This is a genomic window from Streptomyces sp. NPDC059092, assembly GCF_042756365.1.
In the GTDB taxonomy this organism is placed as follows: Bacteria; Actinomycetota; Actinomycetes; order Streptomycetales; family Streptomycetaceae; genus Streptomyces.
Map to the genome: position 1 here is coordinate 1 of NZ_JBHZEJ010000071.1, position 13,302 is coordinate 13,302.

Annotated in this window: 12 protein-coding genes; 2 read left to right on the forward strand and 10 right to left on the reverse strand. The window is 71.9% G+C overall.

All coding sequences use genetic code 11. From position 1 onward, the window contains the following. Nucleotides 1-67: 67 nt before the first annotated feature. The 6 genes from ACFXPL_RS30380 to ACFXPL_RS30405 all read right to left on the reverse strand — a co-directional run bounded on the left by ACFXPL_RS30380 (nucleotide 68) and on the right by ACFXPL_RS30405 (nucleotide 5,299). Entirely contained in the window at nucleotides 68-445 is a 378-nt protein-coding gene (locus ACFXPL_RS30380) for a hypothetical protein (RefSeq protein WP_384925619.1), read from the reverse strand. 47 nt (nucleotides 446-492) lie between these two features. Beyond that, complete coding sequence (locus ACFXPL_RS30385) at nucleotides 493-795, reverse strand: SCO5918 family protein (protein ID WP_384925621.1); 303 nt, start codon at nucleotides 793-795, stop codon at nucleotides 493-495. Between the two features lie 131 nt (nucleotides 796-926). Further along, entirely contained in the window at nucleotides 927-2,444 is a 1,518-nt protein-coding gene (locus ACFXPL_RS30390; RefSeq protein WP_384925623.1) for a DUF6056 family protein, read from the reverse strand. A 76-nt stretch (nucleotides 2,445-2,520) separates the two neighbouring features. Further along, entirely contained in the window at nucleotides 2,521-3,480 is a 960-nt protein-coding gene (locus ACFXPL_RS30395) for a glycosyltransferase family 2 protein (protein ID WP_384925625.1), read from the reverse strand. A gap of 296 nt (nucleotides 3,481-3,776) precedes the next feature. Then, the gene (locus ACFXPL_RS30400; protein WP_384925627.1) at nucleotides 3,777-4,454 is read right to left on the reverse strand and encodes a 4'-phosphopantetheinyl transferase; all 678 of its coding nucleotides are present in this window, start codon (nucleotides 4,452-4,454) and stop codon (nucleotides 3,777-3,779) included. Continuing rightward, a complete protein-coding gene (locus ACFXPL_RS30405) occupies nucleotides 4,451-5,299 on the reverse strand; it encodes a metallophosphoesterase family protein (protein ID WP_384925629.1) in 849 nt (282 codons plus the stop codon). Before ACFXPL_RS30405 ends, ACFXPL_RS30400 begins: the two co-directional genes overlap by 4 nt. Before the next feature lie 267 nt (nucleotides 5,300-5,566). Here ACFXPL_RS30405 and ACFXPL_RS30410 point away from each other — a divergent pair, with 267 nt between their 5' ends. After that, nucleotides 5,567-6,322, forward strand: a complete 756-nt coding sequence (locus ACFXPL_RS30410; protein WP_384925631.1) for a thioesterase II family protein — start codon at nucleotides 5,567-5,569, stop codon at nucleotides 6,320-6,322. 119 nt (nucleotides 6,323-6,441) lie between these two features. On the opposite strand, the gene ACFXPL_RS30415 is transcribed toward ACFXPL_RS30410, so the two are convergent. Then, on the reverse strand, nucleotides 6,442-7,182 hold the full coding sequence (locus ACFXPL_RS30415; protein WP_384925633.1) for a hypothetical protein: 741 nt from the start codon (nucleotides 7,180-7,182) through the stop codon (nucleotides 6,442-6,444). Nucleotides 7,183-7,621: 439 nt separating this feature from the next. Here ACFXPL_RS30415 and ACFXPL_RS30420 point away from each other — a divergent pair, with 439 nt between their 5' ends. Further along, a complete protein-coding gene (locus tag ACFXPL_RS30420) occupies nucleotides 7,622-9,619 on the forward strand; it encodes an FUSC family protein (RefSeq protein WP_384925635.1) in 1,998 nt (665 codons plus the stop codon). Between the two features lie 72 nt (nucleotides 9,620-9,691). Here the strand turns inward: ACFXPL_RS30420 and ACFXPL_RS30425 are convergent, their stop codons facing one another. The 3 genes from ACFXPL_RS30425 to ACFXPL_RS30435 form a co-directional block, all read right to left on the reverse strand. Next, nucleotides 9,692-10,978: an acyltransferase family protein gene (locus ACFXPL_RS30425; protein WP_384925637.1), complete on the reverse strand. Its 1,287-nt coding sequence runs from the start codon at nucleotides 10,976-10,978 to the stop codon at nucleotides 9,692-9,694. 104 nt (nucleotides 10,979-11,082) lie between these two features. Continuing rightward, the gene (locus tag ACFXPL_RS30430) at nucleotides 11,083-12,108 is read right to left on the reverse strand and encodes an iron-siderophore ABC transporter substrate-binding protein (RefSeq protein WP_384925639.1); all 1,026 of its coding nucleotides are present in this window, start codon (nucleotides 12,106-12,108) and stop codon (nucleotides 11,083-11,085) included. A gap of 37 nt (nucleotides 12,109-12,145) precedes the next feature. Next, complete coding sequence (locus ACFXPL_RS30435; protein ID WP_384925641.1) at nucleotides 12,146-13,042, reverse strand: ABC transporter ATP-binding protein; 897 nt, start codon at nucleotides 13,040-13,042, stop codon at nucleotides 12,146-12,148. Nucleotides 13,043-13,302 lie beyond the last annotated feature (260 nt).

The window sequence follows — 13,302 nt, forward strand, 5'->3', positions numbered from 1 at the left end:
GGGTCGGTACCGGGGCCCCTCCCCTGTGTCACGGGCGGACGGAGGCTCGGTCGGGCGCCGCGGGCGCTCAGCCGTCGGAGTAGCTCACGTCCCCCACCGTCCAGGCGCTGACGTCCTTGACGGCGATGCGGTACATGCCACCGGTCTCCGGGATGCCCAGCGTGCCCTGGAGGATCCGGGCCACGTGGAAGTGCAGATGGGTGGGCGGCTCGCTGCGGGGGCGGGGGCGGGCGCCCCGGTCGGGGGAGACGAAGATGGCGGCGAACGGTCCCAGACGCTCGGAGTCCTCCAGGACCTCCGCCACGCGCTCCCGCCATACGGATTCGGGTGCCAGGCGGCCCGTGAGGACGGCGCCCTGGACGACCACGGTGAGGGACATCTGATTGCTTTGCTCGGACTCCACTGTGGTGGCGATGTCAACAAGCAGATGATCAGGCTTCGACATGGGCGCCGACTCTACTACGCGGACGGCCGCCCACGGGGGCGGTCCGGTCAGTCCTGGGCGGCCGGGCCCAGCAGCGCCGACGCCGTCTCCAGCGGGCTGAGGGGCGCCGTGGGCGCGGGCGCGTCCCGGCAGGTGAAGCCGAGCCGGGTCAGCGCGCGCGTCACCTCGAAGGCGGTGAAGTCACGGCGGTCCTGCCGGGTGATCACCTCGCCCACCTGCTTGACGGGGTAGCTGCGGCGGCCGATGATCACGGATTCCCCGGTGATCGGCTCGGGCTTGACGCCCTTCATCGCCTCCTGCACCTCGCTCTTGGTCAGTTCGAAGGGAAAGCGGGCGATGACGCAGCGCATAATGCCTCAAGGGGAAGAAGGAGAAATGCGGGAATGCTCAGCATCCCACACGCTTTTGCGGCCGAGGACCGGGAAAGTCCCGTCGGGCCGGGACGGGAGCCGGGCGCGGTCGCCGCGTCGGCGCACCGGAATCACGGCAGCTTCTCCGGCGCGAACGTGACCCGCGACAGGTGGTAGTACGCGGCGACACACCGGGCGGGCCAGGGCCTGTGCCCGTGACCGCCGAACGGTTCGCCCATCCCGCTGATCGGCACGGGGTGGTACGGCAGGACGTGCGCGCCCCGTGCCGCGTGCTCACGCAGCCACCGGTCCTGGTGGTCCCACCGCTCCGCCCGTACGCGCAGATCCTGGCCCAGCGCGCCGACGGGGACGGCCAGTCCGGCACATGACGCGGCGCACACCGCCGCGCCGGCCACCGCCACCGCGCCCGTACGCCACCCGGCGCGCCGTAGCGCGCGCCCCAGGAGTGCGCCGGCGCCCGTCAGTACCAGGACGTACAGCAGGAGGTAGTCGTTCCAGGTCCTGGCCGCGCGCGCCACGCCCTCGCCGAAGAGCGGATAGGTGAGGACCGTGCAGAGGTAGCCGGAGACGATGAGGGCCAGGGCCCCGGCGGCCAGCGGGAAGGCGGGGCGGCAGGGCAGCAGGACCGACGGGCGCGCGGAGCCGCCCCGGACGAGCAGCCCGAGGAGCAGACCGGCCGCGACGGCCCCCACGTACTGCCATGTGGTCAGGATCGTGCCCAGGATCTCCAGGAAGCCGTCGAACGACTCCGCCAGCGAGGCGGGCGCGAACAGTTCACCGGTCCCCGCGCCGTAGCGCTCACGGCGCTGCCGTGACCCCGGGGAGGTGACCAGGACGAGCAGACCGCTCACCACGCCCGCGAGCCCGGTCAGGCACCAGGCGCGTACGTACGGCCGTACGCGCGGGACGAAGAGCCTCCGGTGCACCAGCAGCCCGGTCGCGAGCGCCACCAGGGCGACGGCCGAGGTCTCCTCCGAGAGTGTCCCGAGGAAACAGCCGGTGGCGAACACGGCGGCCAGGGCGGCGCGACGGCCCCCGCGCGTGCGGGCCCACGCGAGGGGGATCACCGCCGCGCAGGCCAGTACCGGTGCCACGGTGTGCGAGACGGAGGAGGCGGGCCAGTAGAACGTCTTGTAGATGTTCAGCGTCGGGAAGAGGAAGACCACGGCCGTCATGGCCGCCACGAGCAGCGGGACTCCGCGCGGCGCCGTACGCCCGGCCAGGCACAGCACCGTACGGACCGTGCCCCACAGGAGCGCCAGCATGACGACGGCGCTGACCGCGGCGAACCACTGGTGGCCCGCGATGCCGGGCTTCGCGTACAGCCCGACCAGCAGTCCGTTGCCGAGCCGCCCGTTGTCCGTGCCGTAGAACTTCCCGATCAGCCCCGTGACGCCGTGGTCGCGCACCTGGGGGAGGAAGCACCAGTCGTCCGCGCTGGGGCGGACGTGGCGGCCGAGCCAGGCGGCCATGGCCAGCACACCGAGGGGCAGCGCCGCGAGCGCGGGCGGTCCGTACGTCCTCCACCCGTGCGGGGACCGCCCGTTCCCCGCCTCGGGGCCGGGCGTGGGGGCGGATCGCTCGGCCGGTTCTCCGGGGAGGGTGACGCTCGGCGCGCCCGTGGCCATGCACACCACCGCCTTTCGGGGCTTGAGGGGGAGCGGGAACGATGCGGCGGGGGTCGGCGGGCGGCTGCCGTGGGGGTCAGCGGACGGCCCGGCTTCGCGGTCCGACACCGATACGGGACTGTTCCGTTTCGCGGACCACGTAATGCGGGCGGTGTTTCGCCTCGTGATAGATCCGGCCCACGTATTCGCCGATGATGCCGAGCGTCGCGAGCTGGATTCCGCTGAGCGCCACGACGGAGGTGATCAGGGTGGTGTAACCGGGTGCGTCCACCCCGTTCAGTGCGACATTGGCGATGATCCACAGCGCGTATCCCAGCGCCGAGAGGAAGAGCCACAGCCCGGTGTGGATAGCCAGCCGCAGGGGCCTGCTGTTGAAGGAGAGAAGTCCGTCGATTCCGTAGTTGAGAAGATTCCGTCCGCCCCATTTCGACTTTCCGGCGGCCCGCCGCACATTCCGGTAGGTGAAGCTCGCCGTGTCGAAACCGATCCACGAGAAGATCCCCTTGGAGAACCGGTTGGACTCGGGCAGCGAGAGCACGCTGTCCACCGCGCGGCGCGAGAGCAGCCGGAAGTCCCCGGCGCCGTCCACGACTTCGACCTCCATACAGCGCCGCACCAGCCGGTAGTAGGCCAGGCTCAGCGCGGTGCGCAGGGCGCCCTCGCCCGCGCGGTCGCGCTGGGCGACGACCTGGTCGTAGCCGTGGCGGTGCAGGTCCAGCATCCGGGGGACGAGGTCAGGAGGGTGCTGGAGGTCGGCGTCCATCAGGACCACCGCGTCGCCCCGGGACATCCGCAGCCCCGCGAGCATGGCCGCCTCCTTGCCGAAGTTGCGGCTGAAGGAGGTGTAGCGGACCCGTGGATCGGCGCCGGCGAGTCCGCTCAGCAGAAGCCTGGTCCCGTCGGTGCTGCCGTCGTCCACGTAACAGATCTCGAAGGTCTGCCGGGTCGGTTCGAGGGCGGCGAGCAGAGCGCCGTGAAAAGACCCGAGCACTTCGCTCTCGTTGAAACACGGTACGACAATGGAAACCTGAAGCATGGTCATCCCACTTCACATGGCTGATTCGGCAGGCGCCCGAGAGGGGCGGGAGCGGAGTGATCAGCCGGATATGCTGCTGTGAAGGGAGTGGGAATGCATCGCGCGCTACCCGGCTTTCCGCTCGCCGGAATTCTGTCGCCGCATCGTCGCCACGCCGCTTCCTCCGGTCCGGTCCGCACGTCCATTGCCGGTGGCAACCATAGGATTAATCTATCTTCAGCTCAATGGGACATGCCGGACGGTGCGATGCTTTCGTGACGCGCCGTCCCCGGAAGCCGTCCGGCATTCCGTCGGATCTACGTCTCCCGCGCGGCCGGGAGATGGATCGCGGTGACCACCAGACCGCGCTCCGCGAGCCAGCGGCCGGGAAATTCCCCCACGCGCCGGCCGCCGACCAGTGGGCCCGGTACCAGGAGCTCGGCGCGGAAGGTCCGTGCTACCGGGTCGATGACGATCCGCGCCTCGGAAAAGTCCAGTTCGATCCCGGTGAGCGGGTACCAGACCTTGAAGACGCTCTCCTTGGCGCTGAAGAGCAGCCGGTCCCAGCTCGTCCCCGGGTGCCGCTCCGTCAGGAGCCGGACCTGCTTGGTCTCGTCCGGCAGCCCGATGAGGTCCAGCACACCGTCCGGCAGCGGCGCGTCCGGCTCGGCGTCGATGCCCACCGACGCCGTCCCGTCCGCCCGTGCCACGGCGGCGGCGCGGTACCCGTCGCAGTGGGTCATGCTGCCGACGATCCCGTCGGGCCAGCTCGGCGCGCCCCGATGGCCGGGCAGCAGCGGTACGGGCGGCTGTCCGAGCCGCAGCAGCGCGCGGCGGGCCAGCAACCGTACGGTGGTGAACTCCCGCTGCCGTTTCGGCACGGCCTGCGCGACCCGCTCCTTCTCCTGCGGGTACACCAGCTCACCGGGGCCGGGCCCGGGGTCGTCGTACGCCGCCTCACAGGCGACCGCGTCGGGAAGTACGGACCCGATCACCAGGCACTCCGGTCGTCCGGGACGGGCAGGATCTCCCGCAGCGGGCCCCGGGGCGGCCGGGTGCGCCACTCGCGCGGATAGCCGATCGAGACCTCCTCGAAGCGCACCCCGTCGTGCCAGGTGACCCGGGGGATGTGCAGATGGCCGTAGACGACGGCGGTGGCGCGGAACCGCGTGTGCCAGTCGGCGGTCCGTTCCGTTCCGCACCACTGCGCGAACTCCGGGTGGCGCAGGACGCGGGTGGGGTGCCGTACCAGCGGGAAGTGGTTGACCAGGACCGTACGCAGGCCGGGATCGACCGCGGACAGACGCCGCTCGGTCTCCTCGACGCGTGCCCAGCACCACGCGTCCCTGCCCTGATAGGGGTCCGGGTGCAGGAAGTACTCGTCGGTGCAGACGATGCCCGCGTCGTGGGCCACGCGCAGCGACTCCTCCGTGGTGGCGGCGCCGGGGGCCCGGAACGAGTAGTCGTACAGCACGAACAGCGGTGCGACGGCGACCGGTCCGCCCGGGCCGCGCCACACCGGGTACGGGTCCTCGGGCGTGGCGATGCCCAACTCCCGGCACAGCTCGACCAGATGCAGATAGCGCTTCTCGCCGCGCAGATCACACGGGTCCTGCGGGTGCGTCCACAGTTCGTGGTTGCCGGGCGCCCACACCACCTTGGAGAACCGCTCGCTGAGCAGCCGCAGGGCCCAGGCCACATCGGCGTACTTCTCGGCGACGTCGCCCGCGACGATCAGCCAGTCCTCGTCGGAGTCCGGGCGCATGTCCTCGATCATCGCGCGGTTCTCGTCGTACACGACGTGCAGATCGCTGACGGCCAGGAGTTTTCCGTCGGGCACGGTGCTGTCCTTCCGGGTCGGGTTCGAACGCCGGTCCGGGCGCCGGGACGATCACCCTTCGAGATTACGGGGAAGCCTGCCCCGAAGTGTGCGATCTCAGGCGTGAAATGCCCCACCTCCGTGCCTGGTTGGTGTTCCGGCGGGGCGAGGGGGCAGGTACCCGGTCATGCTGACGGGCCGCGTACCGCCCCAGTAGAGTGACGGCGCCCTGGGCCAGGGCCCGTCCGGTCCGTACGTACATGCGCACGCACAGGAGGATGCGACACGATGGCGACGTCCACCGAGGAGAACCTCTGGATCCGGTGCTTCCACCCGGCACCGGACAGCCCGGAACAACTCCTCTGCTTTCCGCACGCCGGGGGCTCGGCGTCCTTCTACTTCCCGCTCTCCGAGCAACTCGTCTCTGCCGCTGAGGTGTTCGCGGTCCAGTATCCGGGACGCCAGGACCGGCTCAAGGAGACCAGTCCTCGTGACATCGGGGTGATGGCCGACCGGATCTACGCTGCGGTTCGCAGGCGGCTGGGTGCCCGGCCGACGACGTTCTTCGGGCACAGCATGGGCGCGGTCCTCGCCTTCGAGGTCGCGCGGCGCTTCGAGGCCGACGGCGGCGAGATCTCCCGTCTCTTCGCCTCGGGCCGGCGCGCCCCGTCGCGCCACCGCGACGAGGACGTGCACCGGCGCACCGACGACGGGATCGTCGCCGAGCTGAAGTCGATGTCCGGGACGAACGCGGCGCTGCTCGGGGACGAGGAGATCCTCCGGATGATCCTGCCGGCCCTGCGCAGCGACTACGAGGCCATCGAGACCTACCGGTGCGAACCGGGTGTCACACTCAGGGCCCCCATCTCCGTGCTCACCGGCGACAGCGATCCGAAGACCTCGCCGGCGGAGGCCGAGGAGTGGCGCGGGCACACCACAGGAGCCTTCGACCTGGAGGTGTTCCCCGGCGGACACTTCTATCTCAGCTCGCAGGCACCCTCGGTGATCGCGGTGGTGAGGAAACACCTGGCGTCCGTCTCCTGACCCGCCGCGCCGTTCGGCTGCCGGGTCCGGGCTCCGTGTGCCGGGCCCTCCGTACCCTCCGTGCGCCGGTCCGTCCGGGGGCGCGGACGGATGGGCATCGGGTGCGCCGGTGGAGTCCGTCAGCTGGTGGACGCCTGGTAGAGGCCGCGCCCGGCCCGATGGGCGCGCGAGGTGCCGACCAGGCGGTCGAGGGTGCTCCGTACGGCGTTGATGCTGCCGGGCGTACCGTCGCGCCCCAGCTGCGCCGCCACGTCGCGGGCCCGGACCGGGTCGCCGCCCGCCGCCGCGAGGATGGCCAGGATCTGGTCCGTCAGGCCGGCACCCTGCTCATCGCCGGTGGAGGCGGGAGCCGTCTTCTTCGCGGCGGTGTCGCCCTTCGCGGACTTGGCCGGTGCGGTCTTCTTCGCCGGGCGGCGCTTGGTCTCCTTCGGTGCCTTGGCGGCCGTCGTCGCCTTCGCCCTGGCCTCGGAACCGGCCGCGGCCTTCGTGGCCTTGGCGGTACCGCGCGCCTTCCCCCGGGCGGGGGCGGGAGCCTTCTCGGCCTGGGTCTCCTCGGCGGCGGCCTCCTCGGCCGGTGCGGCCTCCGGCGCGGTCCGCGGTGCCACCAACCGCGGCTGCGGTGCCGTCTCCGCCTCCGCCGGTGCGGCCACCGGTGCCACCGCTTCGGCCGCCTCCGAGGTGGGGGAGAGCGCCTGGAGCGCGCCCAGCGCGGTACGCACCGACTCCAACCGCTCGGTGACCGTGGCCAGTTCCTTCTCCAGTGCCTGCTGGTGTGATTCCAACTGCGGAAGTTCCGACCGGAGAAGCGCCGTGGTCGCCTCGATGGTGCCCGGTGCGCGGGATGCGGATGTGGATGTCATGGTGTCGCCCTCTCGTCCTGGCCGCCGCCGTTGTCTCCGTCGGCGGCCTCTGGCATGCAGCCTAGGCCCTGTGGTGTGTCGCGTTGTGGCGGGAACGTGTGAACGGTCTTCACTCATTACTTCGGACGGCCCGAACTCGCCCCGGGCACACGGTGGTTCGCGGTCTCTTCGGCGCACGGTGCGGTGTCGGTCAACCGCAGGTGACAGCACCGGCGGTGGGACCCGTGAGAGATGTGTGGCGCGTTGGGGTGGCGAACGGCCTCGCCGGACGGACATCTGCCCGTAACGGAACAGCGGCTCGAACGGTCAGGTGTGCTGTTACGGTCGGAGAGGTGCGGTCGTCGCTGCCCGCCGGTCCGCTCGCCCCGCCCCCGACCGGTCGCCCAGGAGACTTGTGATCGCCTTCCTCCCGCGCCGTGCCCGTTCCGATCGCCGTGCCGTGCCCGCCTGGCTCAGCCACCCGCTGGGCTGGCGCTCCGGCCCCGTTCCCCGGGCCGCCGTGGTACGCGGCGCGCTGAGCGCCGGTCCGCTGCTCGCGCTCGGGATGCTGACCGGACACCTCGGCCCGGCCGTCCTCGCCGCGCTCGGCGCGATGCTCGCCGGCGTCAACGACCGCCCGGGCACCCGTCGCACCGGTGTCGTCCACATCGGTCTGCCCGCCGTCGCCGGTGCCTTCGGAGTGCTGTGCGGCGGTCTGCTCGCGGACGGCGGTGGCCGGTGGGCCGCCGTGCCCGCCCTCTTCGTGGTGGGCTGGCTCTCCGGCGCGCTGAGCGTCGCAGGACCGGTGTGGTCGGCGGCGGCGATGCAACTTCTCGTCACCGCGTCCATCGGAGCCGGGATGCCGCTGGAGGGCCCGGCCTGGCTGAAGGCGTCCTGCTATCTCGGCGGCGCCGCCTGGCTGCTGCTCCTGCGGTTCCTCCTGCGCGCCCCCACTCTGCGCCGCGGCGCCCGGTGGGACGGCGAGCGGGAGGCCGTGGCCGCCGTCTTCGACGCGCTCGCCGATGTGCTGCGCGCCGTGGGCGGCCCGGACGCGGGGGCCGCCCGGCGCCGGCTGACCGCGGCGCAGCAGCGCGCGGACGAGTCGGTACGCCTCATGCGGCTGCTGTCCTGGCCGGCCGGGCCCGGCGGCTCGGCAGCCGTGCACCGGATCGTCGCCCGCTTCGGCGCGGCGACCGCGCTGTGCGAGGCCGGGACGGCGCTGCTCTGGGAGGGCAGGCCGCTGCCCGCCCAGGTGGCCGAGGGTCCCCGCAGGCTGGCCGCGGCCGTCCGCGCGGACGGGGCGCCCGGTGCCCTGCCGAGCCCGGCCTCCGACACGGTCCAACGCGGTGCGTTCGACCGTGCGTTGCTGGACGCGGCGATCGCCTTCGACCGTACGGATCCGGCCGTCGGGTCCCTGCCGTACGGGACGTCCGCCCTACCGCCCCGCAGGCCGCGCACCGTCCGCCGGTCCGCGGGCCGTGTGTTCGCGCCCGCGCGGCGGGAGAACGGGCTGCGGGTGGCGCTGTGCGTCGCGGCGAGCACCGCCGTCGCGCTGAGCCTGCACCAGGACCACTGGTACTGGCTGCCCGCCACCGCCGCCTTCCTGGTCAAGCCCGATCTGGGACCGCTCTTCTCCCGGGTGGTGAACCGTGTCGCGGGCACCGCCGCGGGCGTGCTGGTCTTCATCCTGCTCACGGCCGCGACGGCGGGCCTCGACGGCCACTGGTGGGTGATCGCAGTGGTCGTGACGGGCGGGGCGCTGATCCCGGTGGCCACACGCCACTTCGCCTTCCAGACCGCTGTGGTCACCCTGCTCGTCCTGTCGTTCCTCTACGTGGCGGGGGACACCGAGGCGACCGTGGCGCGGCTGCTGGACACCGCGCTGGCCTGCGCCATCGTGCTGCTCGTCGGGCACCTTCCGCACCTCACCGATCCGCGGGTGCGCGTCGGCCACCGCTTCGCGGTCGCCCTGCGCTGCACGGAGCGGTACCTGAGCCACGTGCTGGAGACACCGTCCGCCGACGGCACACCGCACCCCACGGGGGCCTCGTACGGTACGGGTACACCGCCGCTCGGCGGCGACGCCGCGGGTGTCGCGCTGCGGCACGCCGCCTACCGCGCGCTCGCCGAGGCGCGGGCCGTGGCGGAGACGGCCGCCGCGGAGCTGCCGGGGCCGCGCCGCACCCACCGCCACGACTGGCCGGCGGTGGTGGCGCGCGCGGAACGGATCGTGGAGGCCGCGACCGTCTGCGCCGTACGGGTCGAACAGGGTGTACCGCCGCCGTCGGCCGCCGAGGTGCGGGAAGTCACCCGGGCGCTGGCCGCGATGGCCGACGCCCTGGAGGAGGGCCGTCCGCCGACCGCCGCGACCGCGGCGCCGGCCCCGATCGAGTGCCGGTCCCTACGGGACGTGATGACCCACCTCCACGGGATCCAGGCCCTGACCACGGCGGCCTGAACCACGGCGGCCCGAACCACCGCCGTGGTTCAGGCCGCCGGCCCCGGTTCTCCCGCGCGGCCGCGGGCCGCGCTATCCCTTCTTGCGGCGGGTGAGCGGCCGTTCGAGCAGCCGGTACGAGGCGTAGGCCGCCACGAAACTGGCCGCGACCGTGGCGGCCCCCTGCCAGGCGCCGAGACCCAGGTCCGACATGAGCCGGGCCAGCGGATAGTGCCACAGGTACAGGCCGTAGCTGAGATTGCGTCCGACCCACACCAGTGGGGCCAGTGAGAGCGACCGGGACAGCCAGGTGTCGGGACGCAGCTCCAGCGCGGCGACCAGCGTCGCCGACAGGAGGGCCGTCACCAGGAACCCGATGGTGTACCAGGGCACGGTCCAGGCGGTGGCGCCGGTCATCGGCACCTGCCAGACGATCAGGGCGAGCACAGCGAGCGCGGGCCAGGCCAGCCGCCCCGCCCACCGCCCCAGCGCCACCAGCCGCGGATGGCCGGTGGGAAGCCGGGCCACCAGCACGGCCAGCAGCGCACCCGTCAGCAGTTGGTCGGCGCGGGTGTCCATGCCGTTGTAGATACGGTGTGCGGCGTCCGGATTCCACAGCACAACACGCCACACCAGGGGCAGCACACACACCACGGCGGTGCAGATCAGCACCGTACGCGCCCGGAACCGGCGCAGGAGCAGCAGCAGGAGCGGCGGCCAGACGAAGTAGAACTGCTCCTCGACACCGAGCGACCAGGTGTGCGACAGCAGCGAGGTGTCACTGGAGTAGACGCCGGGCTGCGAGGCCCTGACGATGTTGACGAGGAAGGTGGCGGCCAGCACGACGGCCGCCCACGCTCCGTCGAACGAGGGCAGCCGGGTGGTGAACGCCAGTACGGCGCAGAACGCGCAGACGGCGAGCAGCGCCGGGACCAGCCGCAGCCAGCGCCGCCAGTAGAAGGACCGCATCGCGACGTCGCCGGTTCTGGCGAACTCGGCGAGCAGCAGCCGGGTGATCACGAATCCGCTGATGGTGAAGAAGACATCCACCCCGAGTGCGCCGCCGGGCAGCAGATCGGGCTGGAGGTGGTAGACCATGACCAGCACGACGGCCACCGCCCGCAGCCCGTCCACGCCGCGCACCCGGCCGCCCCGGCGCAGCGCTCCCGGGAAGCCGCGCCCTCCCCGGTCGGGCCGGCCGTCCGCCCGTACCGGAAGGAGCCCCAGCGCGAGCCCCGACGGTGCGCCGCCGTTGCCGGTGCGCCGGGGCAGTTCCAGCGTGCCCCCGCCGGATCCGGCAGGTCTGTGCCGCTCCCGCTCCTCGGCGGCTCCGTCCCCTCGGCCCGTGCGCGTCGCTGTCTCGGTAGGTGTGCTGTCCATCCCGTGCCCGTGCCCGGAAAGTGAACGGCCACGCGGTTGTTCATCGAAATCTCAGAAACGCGCGGCCGTATCTCGGAAACGGGCGGCCGTTCGGGTGAGAGCGGCTACTTGAGGGGCGCGGCGAACAGCGGGACGACCTTCTCCAGCGCGTACGCGACCGAGAGCACCGAGTCCGTCGCGAACGCGTTGCTGAGCGTGGCGTCGTCGAGCATCACCGAGCGGCCCGCCTTGACGGAGGGAACTGCCTGGTAGAGCGGGTCGTCGGTGACCTTCTTCGCGTCGACGCCGATGGGCGCCATCACCGTGAGATCGGCGTCCAGCAGATCCAGGTTCTCCCGGCTGACGGGGATGGAGAACGACGCGCCCGCCTTGGCGTCGACGGCCGGGTTGTTCTTGAAACCGAGCCGTTCGACGAAGTCGACGCGGCCGGTGCCGTGGACGTACGCGCCGAACTCGGCGGCCGTCCGGGAGCCGAGGGTGATCGTCTTGCCCTTGAACTCGGGGTGGGCGGCGGCGGAGTCCTGGAACGCGCGCTCGGTCTCGGCGATGAGCTGCTCGCCCTTCTCGGGGATGCCGAGCGCGGCGGAGATCATCTCGGTCTGCTTGCTCCACGAGATCTTGTACTGGTCGCCGCCCTTCGGTACGCCGATGGTTGGGGCGATCTTGCTCAGGGTGTCGTAACGCCCCTGGTCCCCGCTGGACTTGGTGTCCAGGATGAGATCGGGCTGGAGCGCCGCGATCTTCTCGAACTGGGGCTCCAGCGTGCCGATGATCTGCGGGCTCTTCTTGTAGAGACCCTTCGCCCAGGGGCCGACGCCGTCGCCGCCGAACGCCAGCCAGTCGCTGGCCCCGACGGGCTGCACGCCGAGCGCCAGGGTGGCCTCGGCGTCGCCCCAGCCCAGCGCCACGATGCGCTGGGGGCGCTCGGGGACGGTGACCTCGCCGAACTTGGTAGCGACCTTGGCGGGAAAGGCGCCGTTGTCCTCGGCGGACGAGGAGCTCCCGGAGGCACTGTCGGACGAAGACGAGCCGCAGGCGGCCAGCACGCCGACGAGCAGCGCGGTGAGAGCGGCCGACAGGGCGCCGGGAACCAGCCGGGACCGGCGTCCGGCGACAGTACGAAGGTTCATTCGATATGACATGAAATTAGGTTAGCCTAACCTCAGATCACTCGGTGTGGGCGGGGGTCTGCCGCTCGGACACCGGCCCCGCTCCGGGCTCCCCGGACACCGGCCCTCCTGCGGGGTCAGGGAACACGGGCTCCCCGGCGATGTGATGACGGCCCATCGGTACGATCATCGGCGTCAGTGAGGCGGGGTCCTCGGTGACGGAACAGCGCATCCCGAACACCTCCGTCACCAGGGACGCCGACACGATCTCCGAGGGCGTCCCCTCCGCGACGATCCGCCCGTCCTTCATGGCGATGAGGTGATCGGCGTACCGGCAGGCCAGGTTGAGGTCGTGCAGCACCACCACGATGGTCGAGCCGTACGACCGGTTCAGATCGGTCAGCAGGTCCAGCACGTCGAGCTGGTGGCTGATGTCGAGGAACGTCGTCGGCTCGTCCAGCAGGAGGATGTCCGTACGCTGTGACAGGGTCATGGCGATCCACACCCGCTGCCGCTGCCCGCCGGAGAGTTCGTCCACCGGCCGCGCCGCCAGCTCCAGCACGTCCGTCGCCAGCAGCGCCTCCGCCACCGCCGTGTCGTCCTCGGCCGTCCAGCGCCGGAACCACCCCTGGTGCGGATAGCGGCCCCGGCCCACCAGATCGCTCACCGTGATGCCGTCGGGGGCCACCGGGCTCTGCGGCAGGATCCCCAGCACCGCGGCGACCTCCTTGGTGGGCATCGCCTGGATGTCCTTCCCGTCGAGCAGCACACGTCCCGCGCTGGGCGCCAGCAGCCGGGCCATCGAGCGCAGCAGTGTCGACTTCCCGCAGGCGTTCGGGCCGACGATCATCGTGATCCGGCCCGGCGGTATGTCGACGCTCAGCCCGGAGACGACCTCACGCCCGTCGTAGCCGAGGCGGACGTCCCGCGCCTGGAGTGTGTGCTCCGCACTCATGTGCAGATCCTTCCCGTGTGTCACCTGGGGTCTTTCGTTTGGATCTTGCTGGGCTCGCGTGCCCGCAGTGACATCAGCCGCTGACGCGGCGGGCCGCGCCTCGCGGCGTTGTCGTCGGTCATCCCCAAGGTCCCGGCTTCGCTCGGCCAGGGGAGACCCCATCCGCTCCCACGTCGCTTCCCTCCTCCGTCTTGCGATCCACGGCGCCAACGGGCCACATCAGCCGCTGACGCGGCGGGCGCTCCCTGATCCAGCCAGAT

Bases quoted from the DNA above. Each gene is read 5' to 3' on its own strand.
- ACFXPL_RS30425 (WP_384925637.1), bottom strand. From the start codon at position 10,978: ATGGACAGCACACCTACCGAGACAGCGACGCGCACGGGCCGAGGGGAC.
- ACFXPL_RS30380 (WP_384925619.1), bottom strand. From the start codon at position 445: ATGTCGAAGCCTGATCATCTGCTTGTTGACATCGCCACCACAGTGGAG.
- ACFXPL_RS30415 (WP_384925633.1), bottom strand. From the start codon at position 7,182: ATGACATCCACATCCGCATCCCGCGCACCGGGCACCATCGAGGCGACC.
- ACFXPL_RS30390 (WP_384925623.1), bottom strand. From the start codon at position 2,444: ATGGCCACGGGCGCGCCGAGCGTCACCCTCCCCGGAGAACCGGCCGAG.
- ACFXPL_RS30395 (WP_384925625.1), bottom strand. From the start codon at position 3,480: ATGCTTCAGGTTTCCATTGTCGTACCGTGTTTCAACGAGAGCGAAGTG.
- ACFXPL_RS30435 (WP_384925641.1), bottom strand. From the start codon at position 13,042: ATGAGTGCGGAGCACACACTCCAGGCGCGGGACGTCCGCCTCGGCTAC.
- ACFXPL_RS30430 (WP_384925639.1), bottom strand. From the start codon at position 12,108: ATGAACCTTCGTACTGTCGCCGGACGCCGGTCCCGGCTGGTTCCCGGC.
- ACFXPL_RS30410 (WP_384925631.1), top strand. From the start codon at position 5,567: ATGGCGACGTCCACCGAGGAGAACCTCTGGATCCGGTGCTTCCACCCG.
- ACFXPL_RS30385 (WP_384925621.1), bottom strand. From the start codon at position 795: ATGCGCTGCGTCATCGCCCGCTTTCCCTTCGAACTGACCAAGAGCGAG.